The organism is Oscillochloris sp. ZM17-4, from assembly GCF_019599295.1.
GTDB lineage: Bacteria > Chloroflexota > Chloroflexia > Chloroflexales > Chloroflexaceae > Oscillochloris.
On sequence record NZ_JAIEWN010000001.1, the window covers coordinates 67,915 to 88,480 of the forward strand.

Below are 20,566 nucleotides of genomic sequence, written 5' to 3' on the forward strand. Positions count from 1 at the left end.
CAGAGGGAACGACAACCGTGCAGCGTGAGCCCGTGCAGACCCGCACAACGACAATCCGCTATGGCGAGGACGGTATTCTCTATATCACCTTGCTCCCCGGTGCCCAGGAGATACTCGCCGATGCGCAAGAGAATGTTCGCGTCATGATGCGGCTCTCGGGCGAGCGGCGCACCCCGCTCCTGATCGACATTCGCACGATCAAGTCGCAGAGCCGCGAGGCCCGCGACTACTATAACTCCCCCGAGGCCCTGCGAATCACAGCGGCCATGGCGCTGCTAGTCGGCTCGCGGATCAGCTCGCTGATCGCCAACTTCTTCATCTCGATCTCTGCCCGCGAGGGCACCTGCCCAATGCGTATCTTCACCGACGAGGCCGAGGCGCAAGCGTGGCTGAAGGGTTTCCTGCGATGAGCACAGACCTCGGCTCACCGCCGGACGCGCGGATTAGCCAGATCCTCGACATGGTCTCGCACATGGTTAGCGACGACCAGGCCGAGCCCGAGCGCTCAGATGAGCAGGGCGACCTCCTAGACCGCATCATCGACGGGCTGAGCCAGGCCTCAGCCGCCAGGGAGCAGCAGCAGGCGGCTGAGGCCCAGGCCGAGCGACAGAGCCAGGAGATCCTCGATGTCATGTTCGCTGCGGCGGCGCAGGACTACTCGCAGCGGGCGCCGGTGGGCGACGATGACACACTGCTCGACGCCCTCGCCACCGGCCTGAACATGTTGCTCGACGAGCTGGTGGCGAGCCAGGTCTCGACGCTGCATCTCCAGCAGGAGATCATCCGCACCCAAGATGCGGCGCTGCGCGAGCTGTCCACGCCGCTCATCCCGATCGCCGACCAGGTTGTCGTGATGCCGCTGATCGGGAGCCTGGACAGCCGGCGGACGCAACAGGTGATCGAGACGCTGCTCGAAGGCGTCTCCACGCTACGCGCCCGCGTGGCGATCATCGATATCACCGGCGTGCCGGTGGTCGACACGCAGGTTGCCAACACCCTGGTGCGTGCGGCCCAGTCGGTCAAGCTGCTTGGCGCGAAGGTGATCCTCACCGGCATCCGCCCCGAGGTCGCCCAGACTCTGGTGGGCCTCGGGGCCGACCTAAGCTCGATCATCACCCGGGGCACGCTCCAGAGCGGTATCGCTCTGGCCCTACGGAATAGCCGCTAGAGCGGAGAGCGCAGAGCGCATGAGGGGGAGGTTCGAGCGGGCGATGCCCCGCCCGAACCTCCCCTTTCTCCGCCGCTGGCCCGAGGGCATAGAGGCGCGCTTCCTGCTACACTTGTGCTAGAAGGAGGCAGCCATGTCCATGAAGCCCCACCAGCTCATCGCGCCGTGGAAGGGCGACAAGCGGTTCACCACGATCGCGAAGCGCGCCGCCGCGCTGAAGAAGGACGGGCACGACGCCGAGGGCATCCTGGCGGCGGTGCGGGCCGAGTTCGGCGCGCCGCCGGAGCTGCTCGGCCTGCGCGAGCAGCCCGCCCCGGCCGCCGTCTTCGGCACGGTCGGCGCGGATGTGGGCGCGGGCGGGGCCGACATCGAGCCGGGGGCGCTGGCCCAGCTCCAGCTGGCCCTGCGCCTGCCGATCGCCGACCGGGGCGCGCTCATGCCCGACGCCCACGTCGGCTACGCCCTGCCGATCGGCGGCGTCTTCCGCGCCCACCGCGCCGTCGCCCCGGCCATGGTCGGCGTCGATATCGCCTGCCGCATGATGCTGACGGTCTTCGAGACCCCGCCCGACGAGCTGCTGCGCCGGCGCGACGAGCTCTTCGGCGTGCTCAAGTCCGTGACGACCTTCGGGGCCGGGGCGCCGCGACCCTACAAGGCCGACCACGCGGTGCTGGACGACCCGCGCTGGGGGGCGACGGGCCAGCTGCGCGGGCTGCGCCAGAAGGCCGCCGACCAGCTGGGCACCTCGGGCAGCGGCAACCACTTCGCCGAGCTGGTGGTGGGCGAGCGGCTCCAGGAGCTGCTGCCCGGCGCGCCGGCCCACTTTGCCGGCCTGCTCACCCACAGCGGCTCGCGCGGGGTCGGCTACGCCGTGGCCAACCACTACATGCGTGTGGCCGCCCAGGAGACGGCCCGCGTCGCCAAGGTGCCGCGCTACTACGAGTGGCTCGACCTCGACAGCGAGGCTGGCCAGGAGTACTGGACGGCCATGGAGCTCTGCGGGGCCTACGCCAGCGCCAACCACCATGTCATCCACGATCTGTTCGCCCGCAGGGGCAAGCTGCCGGTGGCCGCCCAGGTCGAGAACCACCACAACTTCGCCTGGCGCGAGGGCGACATGGTCGTCCACCGCAAGGGGGCCACCCCCGCCGAGGCCGGCGTGCTCGGCCTGATCCCGGGCAGCATGGGCACTAGCTCGTATGTGGTGGCCGGCAAGGGCAGCCCCGACTCGCTCATGAGCACCTCGCACGGGGCGGGCCGGCGCGGCTCGCGCACATGGGCCAAGAACACGATCGCCATGGGTGCGGTGCGGCACGACCTCGCCGCACGTGATATCCTGGTCGAGGGCCTCTCGGCCGACGAGTCGCCCCTGGCCTACAAGGATATCGAGCGGGTGATCGCGCTCCAGGAGGCCGCCGGCCTGCTGGAGAAGGTCGCCCGCATGCGGCCGGTCGCCGTGCTGATGGCCGGCGAGCCCGGCGAGGATTAGGGCTCGCCCCGAGGAGACAACGTAAGGGCGTAGCAGGCGAAGGTGCGTGCGCCATTATGGCGCACGCACCTTCGCCTGCTACGCCCCAACCAGAGAGGAAGGTTCATGGAGAACACTGACGAGTGGGCGAACCAGCTTGAGGAGGCCGAGGCGAAGATCGCCGAGGCCTACGAGATCCTGTCCGCCCTGCGCCAGGAGCTGCGCGACGCGGGTAAGAAGCAGGACGCCAGCGCGATCGGCGAGGCGGTGGACCGGCTGGCCCGCTACGGGCGGCTCTTCCAGGACATCCGCGAGAGCTGGGCCGACCCGGATCAATAGCCGATAGCCGATAGCTGATGATCAATAGCCGACCGCCGATAGGGTATCCCTATCGGCTGTCGGCTGTCGGCTGTCCCCGGTCAGGCCGGCAGCAGCCGGGTGTAGTGCGGCTCCCACATCAGCTCATCGATGCGGCGGGCCAGTTCCTCGGGCTCGCAGGGGTCGGCCACGCCGGCGCGCTGGGCCTCGGCGCCGACGGCCAGGGCCACATGGCGCGAGGCGATCCGCACATCTTCCAGGGTCGGGTAGAGCGAGGCGGCCGGGTCGATGCGGGCCGGCGAGAGCGCGCTCAGCGCGCGCGCGGCGGCGACGAACATGCCGTCGGTGACGCGGCGCGCGCCCGAGGCCAGCACGCCCAGGCCGACGCCGGGGAAGATAAAGACGTTGTTGCACTGGCCGATCGTCACCGTCCGGTCGCCGAAGACCACCGGCGCGTAGGGGCTGCCGGTGGCGATCAGGGCGCGGCCATCCGTCCAGGACAGCAGGTCGGCGGGCACAGCCTCGCTCTTCGAGGTCGGGTTGGAGATCGGGAAGATGATCGGCCGATCCACGTGGCTTGCCATCTCGCGCACCAGGGCCTCGTCGAAGGCGCCGGGCTGCGCGGCCGCGCCGACCAGGATGCCTGGGCGCACGTTGTGGACGATGTCGGCGAGGGTCACGGGGCCGGGGGCTGTCCTCTCCCAGCCGTCGGTGCAGCCCGCCGGGCGGGCGTAGGCCACCTTGAAGGGCTCATCGCCCAGGTCGTTGCGCCCGGCGTGAACCAGGCCGCGGCTGTCGACCAGCCAGATCGCGGCGCGGGCCTCCTCGGGCGTGGCCCCGTCGGCGCACATGGCGGCCACGATCTGATCGCAGATGCCGTGGACCGAGGAGCCGGCGCCGAGCATGACGATGAGCTGCTCGCGCAGGGGCACATCGGCCACATCGGTCGCCGCCATCAGGCCGGCCAGAGTCACGGCCCCGGTGCCCTGGATGTCGTCGTTAAAGGTGCAGAGCCGGTCGCGGTAGCGCTCCAGCAGGGTGGCCGCGTTCTGCTTGGCGAAGTCCTCCCACTGGAGGATAGCGTTGGGGAAGACCCGCATCACCGCCGCGACAAAGGCCTCGATGAAGGCCTGGTAGGCCGAGCCGCGCATGCGCTCGTGACGCCAGCCGAGGTAGAGCGGGTCGTCCAGCAGCTCACGGTTATTGGTGCCCACATCGAGGGTGATCGGCAGGGTGGTGGCCGGGTGGATTCCGGCGCAGAGCGTATAGAGCGAGAGCTTGCCGATCGGGATGCCCATCCCGCCGATGCCGAGGTCTCCCAGGCCGAGGATGCGCTCGCCGTCGGTGACGACGATCACGCGCACGTCGGGGTTAGGGGCGTTGCGCAGCATCTGCTCGATATGCGCAGCGTCGGGGTAGGCGATGTAGAGGCCGCGCGGGCGGCGGTAGATGTGGCTGTAGTGCTGCGAGGCGGCGCCGACGATCGGGGTGTAGATGATCGGCGTCATCTCGGCGATGTGGGCATGGAGCAGCCGGTAGAAGAGCACCTCGTTGCGGTCCTGCAGGCCGGTCAGGAACACATAGCGCTCCAGGTCGTCGGTCTTCTGGCAGTAGTTCGCGTAGGTGCGCTCCAGCTGCTCGTCCATGGTGGCGATGTGGGGCGGCAGCAGGCCGAGCAGGCCGAGCTCGCGGCGCTCCTCCTCGCTGAAGGCGCTGCCCTTGTTCAGCATCGGCGTGTCGAGGATCTGGTGGCCGCGCAGGGCGACTCGCTGGCCGTCGGACTCAGTGTGGCTGGTCTGGGGTAAGCTCATTGATCAAGCTCGCTTACTAATATAGAGCGGCAATCGCTACCCCCATCATACACGCCGCCACGCACCTATACGGTGAAGTGCCTGTCGCCTGGGGGTTTCTAGGTGATAACGAACACAGCCCTATGCATCTATCATGCCACCAGCCGCCCCACAAGATCCGGTATGATAGGCGCGGGCGTCTGCCCGCCCGCGCCTATCATACCGAGGAGTCTATGCCCCGCTGCCTGATCATCATGGCCAAGGCCCCGATCGTCGGCCTGGCCAAGACCCGGCTGAGCGCCGGGGTGGGCGCCGAGCGCGCCGTGGCGCTCTACCGCTGCTTTCTGGAGGACGCCGTGGCCCTGGCCCGCCAGATCCCGGGCTGCAGGCCGGCCTTCTCCTTCTCGCCCGCCGAGGCCGCCTCGCTCTTCGCCGCGCTGTGCCCCGACGCCCTGCTGCTGCCGCAGTGCCCCGGCAACCTCGGCGACCGGCTGCTCGACGCCGCCGCGCAGGCGGCAGCCCTCGGCTACGACGAGATCGCGCTGCTCGCGGGCGACACGCCGGGGATCCCGGCGCATGTCGTCGAGGGGGCCTTCGCCGCCCTGGCCACATCGCCGGCGGCGCTCGGGCCGGCCGAGGACGGCGGCTACTACCTGATCGGCATGCGCGAGCCGCAGCCGGCCCTCTTCCGCCCCGGCATCGCCTGGGGCGGCCCCGAGGTGGCCGCGCAGACCTACGCCGCAGCCGAGGCGGCCGGGCTGGACATGGCCACGCTGCCCACCTGGTATGACATCGACACCGCCGCCGACCTGCCCCGGCTCCACGCCGACCTGCGCGCCGGCCGCGCCCGCGCGCCCGCCACCTACGCCGCCCTGGAGGCCATGTTTGGGGGAGGGTAGGGGCACCCCATGCGCATCAACGTTAGGGCTGCCGCCCTAAAAACCGGTGGTGTTTTGGCCACCATGGCCAGCGAAGCTGGCCATGGTGGCCAAAACAACAAGAAATTCCGGGGGGGCCGGGGCTTACGTTGATGCGCATGGGTAGGACGCCCCAGCGTGGGTGCCCTACCCGAGGGCGATTGTCCGTCAGCCGGCCACGAGCAGCGGCACCGTGCTGGCCTGGATGACCTTCTCGGCCGTGCCGCCGAGGAAGGCCGGCAGGGCGCCGCCGAGGCCGTGGCGGCCGAGCACGATCAGGTCGATGTGCTTGCGCCCCGCCTCGTCGACGATCTCCTCGGCCACGTGGCCCACCGGCACGGTGGTCGTCACATGGCGGCCGACGTCGCGGGTGATCTGCTCGGCGATGTGGTCGAGGTAGCCGAAGGCCAGCTCGCGCAGCCGCCCGGTGGCCTCGTCGGCCGTGAGCGTGGCGATCGGCGCGTCGACCGGGTCGATCACCTGGGCCAGCAGCATGTCGGCGTGGGCCGCCCGCGCGAGGCCGGTGGCCAGCGGCAGGGCCCGCTCGGCCGTGAGTGAGCCGTCGAGGGATACCATGATCCGCCGCAGCGCCGGCGTGGCCGCAGCGCTGACGCCGGGCCTGGCGCCCCGGGCCACCAGCACCGGGTGCGCGGAGGACTGGAGCACCCGCGTGGTCACGCTGCCCAGCGCCCAGCGCAGCAGGCCGCCCTTACCGTGGGTGGCCATCACGATCAGGCTATCGCTGTGGCGCGAGGCCGCTGCCACGATCTGCTCGGCCGGCGTGCCGAAGGCCACCTCGTAGTCCACATCACGGGCGATCGCGGCGAGCGGGCCGACCAGCTGATTCAGGTAGGACTCGGCCTCGGTCTCAAGCACCTCGCGCATCGCGTCCATCTGCTCGTCGCGGTCGCCGAGCGTGTCGCCGGCGGCGCTGAGCAGGGCGGCCTCGTGGCGCACCAGGCTTGAGACCACGGTGGGTGAGATCACGCGCAGCAGGTGGATGCTGGTCGGCGCCAGGGCCGCCAGCATGCGGGCCAGGGGGAGCGCCTGCTCCGCCAGGGGCGAGCCGTCGAGCGGGACGAGCAGATCGAGCGACGATACTGTCTGCGTTGACATATCTTTTTCCTTGCTGCTCACACGAAGAGCCACTGTCATACGGGCGCGGCCCGCGGCGGGCCGCCGCCAGCGAGAGGCGCGACAGGATGAAAGCAGGGGGGCGCCAAGTGTGACCTGAGCATAGCAGAGGCGTCGCCGGCTGTGAGAGAAGAGCTGTACACGTGCGGGGGTAGATCTATGCACCTTCACGCTATGACCGGCCGCTACCCGGCGCCCCGCTCCTATAGCACTGAGCAAAACGCTTGAGCCACTGAGGCACTGAGGCTGGTGGCTCGCTTCACTCGCACCTTCCTATCATCGGCTCAATCGATCTGCCCGCCGCTATAGATCGCGGCGAGCACCCGCGCCGCCACCGCATCGGCGGGGCCGTGGGCATCGACGGGGGTGAGCAGGCCGCGCTGGCGGTAGAAGTCGATCAGGGGCTCCGTCTCGTGGGCGTAGACCCGCAGGCGCTCTAGGACAACCTCGGGCGCGTCGTCGTCGCGCTGGGTGAGGGTGCCGCCGCGGGCCTGGCAGCGGGCCATGGCCTCGGCGTCATCGACGTGCAGGGTGAAGGGCTCGCCGCCACCGGCGCAGATCCGCCGGCCGGCCAGCCGGCGCACCGCCTCGGCATCGCCCAACTCCAGGGCGATCACCGCGTCCAGGGGGCGGCGCAGGTCGGCGAGCATGCCCTCCAGGGCCTGGGCCTGGGGCACCGTGCGCGGGAAGCCATCGAGCAGGAAGCCCCGCCCGGCGGGGACGCGCCCCAGCCACTCGCGCATCAGCCGGTCCATCAGGGTGTCGGGGGCGAAGTGGCCCTGCTCAAGGAGCGGGCCGATCTCGCGGCCGATCGGGCTGCCCGCAGCGATCTCCTCGCGCAGGCGCTTGCCAGTGGCGATCACGGCCAGCGGGATGTGGGCGACCAGCAGGTCAGAGATCGTGCTCTTGCCGGCGCCCGGCGGGCCGATCAGGACGAGGTGTTTCATCATCAATATTGAATGCTGAATGTGGAATGTTGAATGGCATGCCATTCAACATTCCACATTCAGCATTCCCAATTATCACTTGCCGATCCGGTCGAGCGCGTCCTGGGCGCTGGTGTAGGATGGGTCGAGGTCGAGGGTCTGCTGGTACTCGGCGCGGGCCTCGTCGGTGCGGCCCAGCTCCTCAAGGGCGCGGCCGAGGCCGTAGTGGGCGGAGGCGTAGTCGGACGAGATCGCGATGGCCCGGCGGAACGATGGCTCTGCCTCGTCGTAGCGCCCGAGGTTGAAGAGGCTCCATGCCAGGCCGTTGTGGGTCTCGTCGTTGCCGTCATCGAGGGCCAGGGCCTGCTCGAAGGCTGCGATCGACTCGTCGTACTTGTCCTGATACTGGAGCACCCAGCCGAGCCCGCTGGCGGCGGAGGCGTCGCTCCCGTTGATCGCGAGCGCGCTGCGGTAGGCCTCTGCGGCGCTCGCGTACTCCTGCTTCTGCTGGTCGCTGTCCTCGTTATAAAAGCCGCTAAACTGGTAGGCCTTGCCAAGCCATGTGTAGGCGGGGACACTGCGCGCATCGCGCTGCGTGGCGCTCTGGAAACGCTCGATAGCGGTGTCGTAGTCGTCCTGATCGAAGGCGAGCCGGCCCCTAGCGATGTAGGCGCTGACGCTATCCGGATTGAGCTTGATCGCCGCGTCGAAGGCCTCGGCGGCCTTGTCGGTCTCGTCCTGGCCGTAGTAGCTCCAGCCGATGCCGATCTGGGCGTTGGCGTAGCTCGGATCAACCCTGAGCGCCTCATGGAATGAATCGCGGGCGTCGTCGTATCGCTTGTCACTGCTGTAGAGGTAGCCGAGGTTGCTGTGGAAGAGGGCGATGTCCGGCAGCAGGTCGAGCGCCTTCTGATAGTCGGCCTCGCTCTCGGTCATACTGCTGGCGTTGCCGGTCAGGCTATAGTCATACGAGAAGGTGACGGCGATGGCGTTGTAGGTGAGCGCCTGGATCAGCGGCGTCTCGTCGGCCATACTGTCGACGGATGCGTCTGCCGCGCGGAGCGCCTCATCCATCGCGGCGGTGTCGCCGCTGTCATTGGCCTGGATGGCCATAATATTTGAGTGGATGGCCTGGGCCAGCGAGAGGCCGCTATCGAGATCGAGGGCCTGCTGGATGGGCTCAATGGCATCGGCGACTCTGTCCTGGGAAGCGATCGCGTCGGCCAGGAGGGTCAGCCCGAGCGCGGCGGCCTGGTCGTCGGCCAGGGCCGCGTTCACCAGATCGTTGGCGCTCGCCTCAGCCTGTGGCCAGTCGGCGTGCAGGTTGTAGGCCAGGGCGATGCCGCCGAGGGCGGCGGTGTTGCCCGCCGACTGCGCGACCGCCTGCCGGTACCCGGCGAGCGCCTTGTCGATCTTGCCGGCGGCGAGGTCCGCATCGCCCTGCGCGATCAGTCCGGCGACCTGGGCGCTCGTCGGCGCGGGCTGCGGGTCGGGCTCGGGGCCAGGCCGGCCGATCAGGGCAAGGCCGCCGATCACGGCCAGCACGAGCACCAGGGCGGCCGCGCCGATGCCGATGAAGAGGCCGGTCTTCGGCCGCGCCACGGGGGTGCCGGGCAGCGGCGGGGGCGCGGGCGTCGCGGTGATGGTGGGCAGCGGCGGCAGGGCGGGCGTCGGCGGGGTGCCCCACTGGGGCGTCCCCGCGGGGGCGCTCACCTGGGCCTGCGGCGGCGGCGTGGGGATCTGCGGCTGGACGTAGGGCGGCGTGGGGGCCGGCCGGCCGCCGGCGACGATCGTCTCGCCGACGGCGGGCGTGCCGCCGACCGGGGTGATCTGCGGCTGGGCGTGCGGGTCCGCGCCGATGCCGGCGGCGGCGCGCAGGGCGGCGACCATCGCGGCGGAGCTTGGGAAGCGGGCCTCGGGCTTGCGGGCCAGCGAGCGCATCACCACGTCCTCCACGGCGGGCGGCAGGTCGCCGCGCACATCGCGGGGCGGGATGGGTGCCTGGAGCAGGCGTGCGGCCAGCATCGCCATCGGCGTCTCGGCGTGGAAGGGGAAGGTGCCGGTGATTAGCTCGTAGAGCACCACGCCGAGGGCGTAGATGTCGGTGGGCGGGCCGACCGAGGGCAGCCCCTGGGCCTGCTCGGGCGACATATACTCGGGGGTGCCCATGACCGTGCCGGCCATCGTCAGGCCGCCGGTATTAGCACCGGTGCCGCGGGCCAGGCCGAAGTCGGTCAGGTAGACCCAGCCCTCGTCGGTGATCATGATGTTCGAGGGCTTGATATCGCGGTGGATGACGCCCTGGCGGTGGGCGTGGTCGAGCGCGTCGCCGACCTGGGCCAGGATCTCGGCGGCGCGGCGCACGCTCAGGGCGCCGTCCTCCTGGACGAGATCCTTGAGCGTGCGCCCCTGGATAAACTTCATGGCGATATAGTGCATCCCGTCAGCCTCGCCGACCTCGTAGATCGGCATGATGTGCGGGTGCTCCAGGCGCGCCGCGCTGCGGGCCTCCTGGCGGAAGCGGGCGATATAGCTCGTGTCGTGGGTCATCTCCGGGGGAAGGATCTTGAGCGCCACGATGCGGTCAAGGTCGCCCTGGCGGGCCTTATAGACGACCGCCATGCCGCCCCGGCCGAGCTCGGAGATGATCTCGAAGCGGCCGAGCGTCGTGCCAATCAGGTTCAGTTGGCTCATAGGGGTTCTCGTTGTTGTGGCCTGTGTGTCCGGCTAGAGATAGCGTGCATCCTCGATCTACACGCGTGCATCCTCGATCTACACGCGTGCATCCTTTATCTACACTACGCCTCACGCCTCACGCCTCACGCCTCACGCCTCACGCCTCACGCCTCCACCATAGCATGCCCCTCGGGACTCGGGGAGTCCGGTGGCTGATCCGTGATGCGTGATGCGTTGATCAGATCCAATTAGACGGGGCACAGAAACAAGTAAGGAGCTAGCTCAGGAATAAGCTGCTGGCGGAACTTGAGCTTCCGCCCGTAGATGTCGGGGGTTTTATTCTGAACATTCTCAACATGCCGACGAACAGTGTACTGGCTGATACAGCGTATCGATGCTATACTCTGATCGCTGTGGCCCTGAACTGCTAGCATGACAATATCTCGTTCAGGTGGATGTAAGAGCCGTAGAAATTGACGGGCATTCTCTAGCTGAATTCGTTTTTTGGAATTCAGATCATCGAGCCAGTTCATAGCGTACTCCTTCCTGACGTTATAGTTGATCATCGTCAGGTAGCTGACGCAACTGCTGTTTGAGTTGAGCGATACGCTTGGCGGCCTGTCTTTCAACCTCCTCAGGCGCGACTGTCTCCAGACTCTGTAACTCTGCTTGTGCTGCTTCACAGTCACGAGCAAACCGTGCTGTAGCCCATTCCATGCGCTGTAGGATCGTCAGTGCGTTGTCTAGAGGGTCTTGCATACTTTCCTCGTTTACCGCCATAGCAATCCTAATCATTAACCAGATCATTGAGTTTGCGTCTGCCGGTAGAATAGCATCTATTTCGAGGCAACGCAATGGTTAAGATCAACCATAATAAAAACAGCACCAGTCAATATTGACTGGTGCTGTTGCAATCCCTCAAAGGGATCGTGATAACGAGCAATCCTAACTCATTGTTTCAATCCGCCAGGCGGATGCGGTGGTGGACAGTCAGTATAGCACACTACAGATCCTCTGGCGTCAGCAGCTCGCCCGACGGGTACGGCGAATTGTTCTGCAATGAATTGTTCTGCAATGAATCGTCACCGCGTCGGGGCGGCCCTGGTGGCCACCCACAACGCCAATCATCGCAGCAATGCCGGGCATTGCCCGCATTGATCTCGCCAATGCGGGCAATGCGGCGCATTGGGGGCGGGCACACAGGCCCGCCCCTACGGCATTGCGTGCGCTGCGGTGCAGGAACATACGTCAGCAGCTCGCCCGGCTCCTCGTCATGCTCCAGCCACTCGGCGATCACGCGCAGGGCCAGGGCCTGCGCCCGCGCGATAGCTTCTTCACGCGTTGATCCATAGGCAAGCACGCCGGAGAGCTCTAGGATCTCGGCGATCCAGCGTACATCTTCCTCATTGCTCAGTCTCCACCGTCAAATGCATCAGCGTGCCTCTTTCACGGAATGCTATGCTCTCATGGCTTATGCCAGCACCGCCTCCACATCCACCGCCCCGATGGCCGCACCATCGAGCGTCAGCGGGATATGCTCGCCGCGCCGGTAGTCATCGCGGCGGGCGAAGCGCGGCTCGCTGGCCGGCCCGCTCGGCTCCTGGTAGACCTCGACCAGCCCATCGACCAGGTTGACGATCCAGTAGGCCACGATGCCGGCGGTAGCGTAGAGGCGCTGCTTCGTCGTCCGGTCGCGCTGGAGCGTGCTGTCCGACACCTCAACTACCAGCGCAACATCATCGGGGCCGGGGTGGCGGTCGCGGTACTGCCGGCGGTCGCCGCGCACGATCACCACATCCGGCTCGGGCTCGCTATCGGCGGTGGTGATTGGCTCTTGGGCATCAACGTACCAGCCTGCGGGCACCAGCTGGGCCAGAGCCTCGCGCAGCAGCTGCGTGGCCAGGCGGTGCGGCGGGTTTTTGGGCATCTTCGTTACCAGCCATCCCTCAAGCAGCTCAACCGGATCATCGTCGGTAAGGATTCCACTCTGCACCATCTGGTGGTACTGGGCGATGCTCAGCCGCCAGATCGGGCTGTCTGGCACCATCAGGCTCGTGCTGGTGCGGGCGGCGCGCTGAGTGTCTACGCTCATAGTATTGCCTCACAGAACGCGGATCGCGGATCACGGATCACCCATTATCATTATACAGCTCCGTCAGCCTGCGCACCTCCTCGGCCATGCGCGCGCGCAGCTCGGGCGGGCCGAGCAGCTCGGCGTTGGAGCGGTAGCGCAGCAGGGCCTGGATGATGAAGAAGTCGCTGCGCCCCTCGGCCTCGATGATCACATCGCCGCCGGGCAGCCGCTCGACCACGCGCTGCGCGGCGAAGCGCTGGCTCAGCTCGCCCTGGGCCAGCGCGGCGGCCAGGCGGTAGCGAAAGGTGATCGGGCGGCGCGTGTGCGCCATGCCCGGCGGGAGCGAGCGCAGCGCACCCGCCGCCAGGATCCGGTCGACGCGCAGGTCGTGGACCTGGCCGCTGTTGTGCGAGTAGGCCACCAGGTAGAAGTGGCGGTCGTAGTACTCGATGGCGTGCGGCTCCACCATGCGGTGGGTCGTCTCGTCGCCGCGCGAGTTGCGGTAGCGCAGGCGCAGCAGCTGGCGGCCCGCGATGGCCCGCTCCAGCTCGGCGATCCGCGCGGCGTGGGGGCCGTAGTCGATCGCCGGCTGGACGGGCGCGCCGCCGGCGCGCTGCGCATCGTAGGCGGCGCGCTGGGCGTCGCCCAGCGCGGCGGTGAGCCGCGCGAGCAGCCCGGCGACCTGGCGGGCGTAGGGGTGGTTGGGTCCGACGCTGTCGCGGAGCACGGCGAGGGTCAGCAGGTCGTCGTCGCCGTAGGCCGGCGCGCCGCCGCGCAGCGTGTAGGTCGTTGGGGTCTCATCGCTGCGCTGGACAGTCACGCCCAGCGCAGCGAGGTGCTCGATATCGCGGGCGATCATGCGCCGCGCGCTCGCCGGGGAGGGGTAGGTCGCGCCGAGGCGGGCGATCAGATCCGGGTAGGCCAGCGGCCCGTCGCGCAGGGCGTCGAGCAGCGCCCGCAGGCGGATGATTAGCGCGGTGCTATGCGGCGAGAGCGGTGTGGGCATGGCGGATGGCGCGCGGTCGGTGCGGTCAGCGTGGGCCGTGCATACACACCGCGATATTGCGCGCCGCCAGGTCGCCGCCGGCCGCGCCCTCGGTGGCGGGCGTGGTGGCCTCGCAGCCCCCGCCCTTAAAGAATTTATCGTGCATCGTCGATAGCATGATCTCCTCACCATCGGGGGTGAGGCTATCCTGGCCGAGCTCACGAAGCACATCCTCAAGGCTATACCTGATATCGATCTTCACGTTCATCGCATCCTCCATGCATGGCCCTGATAGTCCACAAGCACAACCACCATCGCATCATATACCCAGGCTACAGAGATCACACCCCTCCAGCTCACGGGTAATGGTCTCGCGAATGCTGAGGACATCGGCAGAGCTTTGCCAGATCTCCCTGAACGAGCGCTGGGTAAGCTGGCCGAGCGGGGAGCGATACAGCCGCTTCATCTTCAGGCAGGGGAGCAGGCTGCCATCTTCACAGATCGAGAAGAAGGAGAAGCCCGCCTTGCATAGCTTCTGCTTGTACGGCTGCGTCTTTGCGCTGGCATTCGCGCGCATGAACTCCTGAATCTGCTGCGCATCAAGGCGCTCGACAAGATTCTCCGTCCCGCCATCATCCTTGGGGAATATCTCGGAGTCAAAATGCACCGGTATGCCCATCGGGTCGCCGATATCGTCGCGAACCTTCTGGAATGTGTCAACATTCGACTTCATGACCGAGCAGTTAATCCGCACATCGAAGCCGGCCTCTTGTAAGAGGTGCAGCGCGCGCACGGTCTTGTGGTAGGATCCAGGCGCGTGGGTGATCTGATCGTGAACCGCGGGCTCCGAGCTATACAGGCTGATATGGATCCGATAGATATTCGCCAGATCGTGCAGTGCGCGCACGACCGCCTCGTCAATCAGCGTGCCGTTCGAGTTGATCCGCACCACAAACTTCTGCTCAGACAGATAGCTCAGGATATCGAGGATATCCTTTCGAAAGAACAGCTCCCCGCCGGTCAGCACAAGCCCGAGCGTCCCACAGTCGCGCAGGTCGTCTAGAATCCGAAAGACCTGCGCGGTGCTCAGCGTGTCCTGCCTCGTAGCAAAGAGGCCATAGCAGTGGTTGCAGCGCAGATTGCAGCGCCCGGTGAGCTCAAAGTGGCCGCTCATCGGGATATGGTTCTTGAACGCCCACATGTTCAAGATGCCAATATCGATCTCCTGGGCCTGCTGCGCCAGCGCGCGCCCGTCCGGCGCTGACGGCGGGCGCGCGGCGGCGTCGCCCAGCAGATCGAGGCTCACCAGCCGCGCGTAGAGCGGGTGCCCACGATCGGGCGGCCGCGATGGCCCGGCGGCCGCGATATCACTCCAGAGCTGGAGGGCCTGGCCTTGCAGCAGCGCCACACGGCGCGTCTTGACGTTCATGACAACCGCGAGCGAGTCGCCATATATTCGATACACGACTGCTTTGGGGATCATAGGTCACCTTCCTGCAATCAGCGATCTGCGCCGCCTCGCTCGCCGCTCATCATAGCCGCCAGCTGGGCGCGGGCACGAATCGTTTCTGCCACCCGCAGAGAGGCTTTCGTAACAGTACTGCGCACAGTGAGGGTGTGTCCCACAACAAAGCTGATGGTGCTGCGGCGCGGCGTAGCCGCGCCGCAGCACCATCAGCTGCAGCATGTGCCTGCTGGGCACAGAGAGCAGGACATTTAGGCGAGCAGGTGCTTCTGCACCTTGCCCATGGCGTTGCGTGGCAGCGCGTCGACGTAGTGGATCTGGCGCGGGCGCTTGTAGGCGGCCAGCCCCTCGCGGCAGAAGGCGGTCAGCTCGGCGCTGAGCGCGGCCTCGGCGGCGGCGTCTGACGGGCGGGACTCGGGCGTCATCACCACCCAGGCCGCCACCTGCTCGCCGAAGTCGGCGTCGGGCAGGCCGCGCACCGCGCACTCGGCCACCGCCGGGTGGGCCAGCAGCCGCTCCTCAACCTCGCGCGGGTAGATGTTGTAGCCACCGCTGATGATCAGCTCGCGCGCCCGCCCGGTGATCGTGAAGTAGCCGTCGGCGCTGCACATCCCCAGATCCCCCGTGCTAAACCAGCCGTCGGCCCCGAAGACCTCGGCGGTCGCCGTGGGGTTGCGCCAGTAGCCCGCGCAGACGTGCGGGCCGCGCACCTGGATCTCGCCGACCTCGCCGGCGGGCAGCGGCTGGCGCGAGCGCACGCCCACCACGCGGGCCTCCTGTCCGGGGAAGGGGCCGCCCACCGTGCCGGGGCGGCGCTCGCCAGCGTAGGGGTTCGTCAGGTTCATCACCGTCTCGGTCATGCCGTAGCGCTCAAGGATGGCGTGGCCGAAGGTGTTGCGGAACTCCTCAAACACCTGCGGCGGCAGCGCGGCCGAGCCGGAGACGAAGAGGCGCAGCGAAGAGAGACGCCGAGAGAAGTGGCCACTTCTCTCGGCGCTCTCTTCGCGAGGGGCGACATGCAGCAGCCGCCCGTAGATCGTCGGCACGCCGAAGAACATGGTGATCGTGCCGTCGGCCAGCGCCGCCAGGGCCTCGTCGGGGTCGAAGCGCGGGCGCAGGTCCATGCTGGCCCCGGCGAGCAGGGTGCCGTGGACGCCCACGCCGAGGCCGTGGATGTGGAACAGCGGCAGCGTGAGCAGCAGGCGGTCGCGCTCCGTCCAGCCCCAGGCGCTCGTCACCGCCGCGCTGTTGGACACTAAGTTGCTATGGGTGAGCATGGCGCCCTTCGAGCGGCCGGTGGTGCCCGAGGTGTAGGCTAGGATGGCGAGATCAGCCGCCTGCGGCGGCTGAATGTTGAATGTTGAATGCTGAATGTTGAATGGTGTACCGGGCGAGTCAGATAGCCCGAAAAGGGAGTCGTCACATGTAAGCTGCGCGATCTGAACGCCCTGGGCGCGCAGTTGTCCCAGGGCCATGCGCAGCTCGGGGGCGCTCTCGGCGTCGCCCACCACCGCGCGGGGTGCGCTGTCGGCGAGGATGTGGCCGAGCTCGGTCTGGCGATACTGGGTGTTGATCAGCACGGCGGCGGCGCCGGCCATGTGCGCGCCGAGGTAGGCGGCCAGGAAGGCCGGCGTGTTGCCCAGGTAGAGCCCGACCCGATCGCCGCGCATCACGCCCAGCTCGGCGTAGCGGGCGGCCCAGGCGGCGGCGGCGGCGGCCAGCTGGCCGTAGCCGATCACCGCGCCGCGCCAGATCACACAGGGGCGCTGCGGGTCGGCGGCGGCGTGGCCGAGCAGGGCGGCCAGGATGGAGTCGGGGGCAGGCATATGCAGCGCTCCGTTGAATGTTGAATGCTGAATGTTGAATGCTGAATGTTGAATGCTGAATGTTGAATGCTGAATGTTGAATGCTGAATGCTGAATGCTGAATGCTGAATGTTGAATGCTGAATGCTGAATGTTGAATGCTGAATGCTGAATGCGGCTGCCCGACCATTCAACATTCACAATTCAACATTCAACATTATTATACCGTCGGTTCCGTGATACCTCGCCCTGCTATAATGGGATTGGCGCATTGCCCTTTTCTTGCACTATTAACCGGAGTGCCGCCATGATTGATCGGCTGCTCACGATCCCCACGAATGACGAAGACATCCAGCGTCGCGGACGGACGATCCTGTCGGTCGCGCTGGTGCTGCTGGGGCTGGTGATCCTCGCCAGCGTGGCCGTGATCTTCCGCCCCGACGCGACGCCATCGCTGCTGGGGCTGCTCGTCGCCGCCGTGGTGATCGTCGCCTCGATGGCCCTGACCCACCGGGGGCAGGTCGGCCTGGCCGCATGGGTGCTGGTGATCATGATCCTCGGCGCGGCGATGGTGCCGATCATGATCCGGCGCGAGGTGACCAGCGCGCTGCTCTACCTGACGCTGCCGGTGGTTGTCGCGGGGGTGGTGCTACGGCCCTGGCAGGTCTGGCTGGTGCTGTGCGCCGGGCTGCTGGTCGTCGCCTACAAGGCGCTGGGGGACGCGGCCGGCCCACAGAGCCAGCCTGAGCCGTGGGTGCTGCTGGCGAACAGCGGCATGGTGCTGGCGACCTTAGGGGTGATCAGCTTCCTGAGCGCCCGGATCGTCGTGCACGCCTTCGCCGAGGTGTCCGCATCACGGCGGGCCGCCGAGGCCGCCGCCCATCAGCTAGAGGAGCTCAACCATAGCCTAGAGGGCCGGGTGGCCGCGCAGACATCCGAGCTGCGCGCGGCCTTCGCGGAGGTGCAGGCCCAGGCGAACGAGAGGCAGGCGCTGCTCGACAAGATCACATCCCAGCGTGCGGTGATCCGCGAGATGAGCGTGCCGGTGCTGCCGTTGAGCGCCGACACTCTGGTGATGCCGCTGGTGGGCGACATCGACGGCGAGCGCATGGTCGCCATCCAGGCCGAGGCCCTGGCGGCGATCGAGCGCAGCCGCGCCCACACCCTGCTGATCGACCTGACCGGGGTGGCGGTGGTGGACACCTACGTGGCCCAGGGGCTGCTGCGCACGGTGCAGGCGGCCAGCCTGCTCGGCACGCGCTCCGTGCTGATCGGCATCCGCCCCGAGGTGGCCCAGGCGATCGTCGGCCTGGGGATCGATGTTGGCGATGTGAAGACGGCGGCCAACCTGGCGAGCGCCCTCTCCTCCTTATCATGATCACAAAAGCGGCGCGGTGGGCGATGCCCACCGCGCCGCTTTTGTGCATCCTATGCGGGCTTACTTATCCCGCTTGCCGTCGCCGAGGGCGGCCTGGGCGGCGGCGAGGCGGGCGATCGGGACGCGGTAGGGCGAGCAGCTGACGTAGTTCAGGCCGGCCTTGTGGAAGAACTCCACGCTGGCCGGGTCGCCGCCGTGCTCGCCGCAGATGCCGACCTTGAGGTTGGGCCGCGCGCTGCGCCCGCGCTCGGTGCCGATCTGCACCAGCTGGCCGACGCCGCGCTGGTCGATCGACTGGAAGGGGTCGTCGGGCATCAGCTTCTTCTCGACGTAGGCCGGCAGGAAGCGCCCGGCGTCGTCGCGGCTCAGGCCGAGGGTGGTCTGGGTCAGGTCGTTGGTGCCGAAGCTGAAGAACTCGGCGGTCGCGGCGATCTCATCGGCGGTGAGGGCGGCGCGGGGCAGCTCGATCATCGTGCCGACCAGGTAGGGGATCTCGACCCCGGCGGCGGCGAAGACCTCGCCGGCCACCTTGCGCACCAGCTCCTCCTGGATCTTCAGCTCGGTGATGTTGCCGACCAGCGGGATCATCACCTCGGGGTGGACGTCGATGCCCTCGGCCTTCACGGCCACGGCGGCCTTGAAGATCGCGTTGGCCTGCATCTCGGTGATCTCGGGGTAGATGATGCCGAGGCGGCAGCCGCGGAAGCCGAGCATCGGGTTGGACTCGCGCAGGCTCTCGACGCGGCCGCGCACCTTGGCGGCGTCCACGCCGAGCTTGGCGGCCAGGGCCACGATCTCGTGGTCCTCGTGGGGCAGGAACTCGTGGAGCGGCGGGTCGAGGGTGCGGATGGTGACGGGCAGGCCGGCCATCTCGCGGAAGAGGCCCTCGAAGTCGCCCTGCTGGAGCGGCTCGATCTTGGCCAGGGCGGCCCGGCGATCCTCAAGGGTGTCGGCGATGATCATCTCGCGCACGGCGTCGATGCGGTCGCCCTCAAAGAACATGTGCTCGGTGCGGCAGAGGCCGATGCCCTCGGCGCCGAAGGAGCGGGCCACCTTGGCGTCGCGCGGGATATCGGCGTTGGCGCGCACGCCGAGCGTGCGGAACTCGTCGGCCCAGCCCATGAACTCGGCGAAGTCGCCCGACATCTCGGGCTCAACGGTGGGCATCGCGCCGGCGAAGACCTCGCCGGTGCTGCCGTCCAGCGTGACCCACTCGCCCTTCTTCACCGTCACGCCGCCGACCGTCACCGACTGGTCGGCGTAGTTGATCCGCAGGTCGCCGGCACCGGCCACGCAGGGCTTGCCCATGCCGCGGGCCACCACAGCGGCGTGGCTGGTCATGCCGCCGCGGGCCGTCAGGATGGCCTGGGCCGCGACCATGCCGTGAAAGTCCTCGGGGGCCGTCTCGACGCGGATGAGGATGACCTTGTGGCCGTCGGCGGCCATCTGCTCGGCCTCATCGGGGTCGAACACCGCCGTGCCGCTAGCCGCGCCGGGGGAGGCCGGCAGGCCGGTGGTGAGGGCGGCGACATCCTGGCGGGCCGCCGGGTCGATCATCGGGTGGAGCAGCTGGTCGAGGGTGGCCGGCTCGATGCGCTGGACAGCGGTGGCCTTATCGATCACGCCCTCACGCACCAGGTCGACGGCGATCTTCAGGGCGGCGGCGGCGGTGCGCTTGCCGTTGCGGGTCTGGAGCATCCAGAGCTTGCCGCGCTCGATGGTGAACTCGACGTCCTGGACATCCTTATAGTGGGCCTCAAGCTGCTTGGCGATAGCGTGAAACTGCCCATAGACCTCGGGCATCCGCTCCTTGAGCTTGGCGATCGGCTCGGGCGTGCGCACGCCGGCAACCACATCCTCGCCCTGGGCGTTCACCAGGTACTCGCCGAAGATCTCGCCGTCGCCGGTGCTGGGGCTGCGGGTGAAGGCCACGCCGGTGGCGCTGTCGTCGCCCATGTTGCCGAAGACCATCGCCTGCACGTTCACGCCGGTGCCGAGGCTGTCGGAGATCTTATTGATGCGGCGGTAGTCGACGGCGCGGCGGCCGTTCCAGGAGCGGAACACGGCGGCGATCGCCTCGCGCAGCTGATCGAGCGGGTCCTCGGGGAACTCGACGCCAGCGTCCTCCTTGACAATCGCCTTAAACTTCTCGGCGATCTCCAGCAGCTCTTCGGTGCTGAGGTCGGTGTCGAGGCGCTCGCCGTGGCCCTTGGCGATCTCCATCTGGTGCTCGAAGCGCTCGCCGTCCACGCCGAGGACGATCTTGCCGAAGAGCTGGATGAAGCGGCGGTAGGCGTCGGCGGCGAAGCGCGGGTTGTCGGTGAGCTTGGCGAGGCCCTCGCGGGTGTTGGTGTTCAGGCCGAGGTTCAGCACCGTGTCCATCATGCCGGGCATGGAGAACTTCGCGCCCGAGCGCACCGAGACCAGCAGGGGGTTGGCCGGGTCGCCGAAGGTCTTGCCCGT

Annotated in this window: 18 protein-coding genes and 1 pseudogene; 6 read left to right on the plus strand and 13 right to left on the minus strand. The window is 67.9% G+C overall.

The features are described from left to right. Window positions 1-17: 17 nt before the first annotated feature. The 4 genes and pseudogenes from K2Z83_RS00230 (at window position 18) to K2Z83_RS00245 (ending at window position 2,975) form a co-directional block, all read left to right on the plus strand. Entirely contained in the window at window positions 18-410 is a 393-nt protein-coding gene (locus K2Z83_RS00230) for a hypothetical protein (protein ID WP_220593177.1), read from the plus strand. 356 nt (window positions 411-766) lie between these two features. Beyond that, a pseudogene (locus K2Z83_RS29685) lies at window positions 767-1,168 on the plus strand (STAS domain-containing protein); the annotation flags it as partial. Window positions 1,169-1,301: 133 nt separating this feature from the next. Then, the gene (locus K2Z83_RS00240; protein WP_255603033.1) at window positions 1,302-2,657 is read left to right on the plus strand and encodes an RtcB family protein; all 1,356 of its coding nucleotides are present in this window, start codon (window positions 1,302-1,304) and stop codon (window positions 2,655-2,657) included. A gap of 105 nt (window positions 2,658-2,762) precedes the next feature. Next, window positions 2,763-2,975 (plus strand): hypothetical protein, encoded by a 213-nt coding sequence (locus K2Z83_RS00245; RefSeq protein WP_220593179.1) that lies wholly within the window; start codon window positions 2,763-2,765, stop codon window positions 2,973-2,975. 80 nt (window positions 2,976-3,055) lie between these two features. Here K2Z83_RS00245 and K2Z83_RS00250 read toward each other — a convergent pair whose 3' ends face one another. Beyond that, the gene (locus K2Z83_RS00250; RefSeq protein WP_220593180.1) at window positions 3,056-4,765 is read right to left on the minus strand and encodes an NAD-dependent malic enzyme; all 1,710 of its coding nucleotides are present in this window, start codon (window positions 4,763-4,765) and stop codon (window positions 3,056-3,058) included. Between the two features lie 212 nt (window positions 4,766-4,977). Here K2Z83_RS00250 and K2Z83_RS00255 point away from each other — a divergent pair, with 212 nt between their 5' ends. After that, complete coding sequence (locus K2Z83_RS00255; RefSeq protein ID WP_220593181.1) at window positions 4,978-5,643, plus strand: TIGR04282 family arsenosugar biosynthesis glycosyltransferase; 666 nt, start codon at window positions 4,978-4,980, stop codon at window positions 5,641-5,643. Between the two features lie 186 nt (window positions 5,644-5,829). Here the strand turns inward: K2Z83_RS00255 and K2Z83_RS00260 are convergent, their stop codons facing one another. From K2Z83_RS00260 to K2Z83_RS00310, 11 genes are all read right to left on the minus strand, one after another. Continuing rightward, on the minus strand, window positions 5,830-6,777 hold the full coding sequence (locus tag K2Z83_RS00260) for a universal stress protein (RefSeq protein WP_220593182.1): 948 nt from the start codon (window positions 6,775-6,777) through the stop codon (window positions 5,830-5,832). Between the two features lie 302 nt (window positions 6,778-7,079). Further along, window positions 7,080-7,745 (minus strand): nucleoside monophosphate kinase, encoded by a 666-nt coding sequence (locus tag K2Z83_RS00265; RefSeq protein ID WP_220593183.1) that lies wholly within the window; start codon window positions 7,743-7,745, stop codon window positions 7,080-7,082. Window positions 7,746-7,817: 72 nt separating this feature from the next. Continuing rightward, window positions 7,818-10,415 carry a tetratricopeptide repeat protein gene (locus K2Z83_RS00270; RefSeq protein ID WP_220593184.1) on the minus strand — a complete coding sequence of 866 codons (2,598 nt, stop codon included), beginning with the start codon at window positions 10,413-10,415 and terminating at the stop codon, window positions 7,818-7,820. Window positions 10,416-10,645: 230 nt separating this feature from the next. Further along, complete coding sequence (locus tag K2Z83_RS00275) at window positions 10,646-10,930, minus strand: LuxR C-terminal-related transcriptional regulator (RefSeq protein ID WP_220593185.1); 285 nt, start codon at window positions 10,928-10,930, stop codon at window positions 10,646-10,648. 19 nt (window positions 10,931-10,949) lie between these two features. Continuing rightward, a complete protein-coding gene (locus tag K2Z83_RS00280) occupies window positions 10,950-11,156 on the minus strand; it encodes a hypothetical protein (protein ID WP_220593186.1) in 207 nt (68 codons plus the stop codon). Window positions 11,157-11,400: 244 nt separating this feature from the next. After that, complete coding sequence (locus tag K2Z83_RS00285; RefSeq protein WP_220593187.1) at window positions 11,401-11,757, minus strand: hypothetical protein; 357 nt, start codon at window positions 11,755-11,757, stop codon at window positions 11,401-11,403. 111 nt (window positions 11,758-11,868) lie between these two features. After that, entirely contained in the window at window positions 11,869-12,489 is a 621-nt protein-coding gene (locus K2Z83_RS00290) for a Uma2 family endonuclease (protein WP_220593188.1), read from the minus strand. A 37-nt stretch (window positions 12,490-12,526) separates the two neighbouring features. Next, on the minus strand, window positions 12,527-13,477 hold the full coding sequence (locus K2Z83_RS00295; protein WP_220593189.1) for a YafY family protein: 951 nt from the start codon (window positions 13,475-13,477) through the stop codon (window positions 12,527-12,529). 25 nt (window positions 13,478-13,502) lie between these two features. Then, window positions 13,503-13,724: a hypothetical protein gene (locus tag K2Z83_RS00300; RefSeq protein ID WP_220593190.1), complete on the minus strand. Its 222-nt coding sequence runs from the start codon at window positions 13,722-13,724 to the stop codon at window positions 13,503-13,505. 51 nt (window positions 13,725-13,775) lie between these two features. After that, entirely contained in the window at window positions 13,776-14,762 is a 987-nt protein-coding gene (locus K2Z83_RS00305; RefSeq protein ID WP_220593191.1) for a radical SAM protein, read from the minus strand. A gap of 410 nt (window positions 14,763-15,172) precedes the next feature. After that, window positions 15,173-16,747 (minus strand): acyl-CoA synthetase, encoded by a 1,575-nt coding sequence (locus K2Z83_RS00310; protein ID WP_220593485.1) that lies wholly within the window; start codon window positions 16,745-16,747, stop codon window positions 15,173-15,175. Window positions 16,748-17,032: 285 nt separating this feature from the next. On the opposite strand from K2Z83_RS00310, the gene K2Z83_RS00315 reads away from it, so the two are divergent. Beyond that, window positions 17,033-18,103 carry an STAS domain-containing protein gene (locus K2Z83_RS00315; protein ID WP_220593192.1) on the plus strand — a complete coding sequence of 357 codons (1,071 nt, stop codon included), beginning with the start codon at window positions 17,033-17,035 and terminating at the stop codon, window positions 18,101-18,103. 60 nt (window positions 18,104-18,163) lie between these two features. Here K2Z83_RS00315 and ppdK read toward each other — a convergent pair. After that, a partial coding sequence (gene ppdK, locus K2Z83_RS00320; RefSeq protein WP_220593193.1) for a pyruvate, phosphate dikinase occupies window positions 18,164-20,566 on the minus strand: 2,403 nt, incomplete at its 5' end.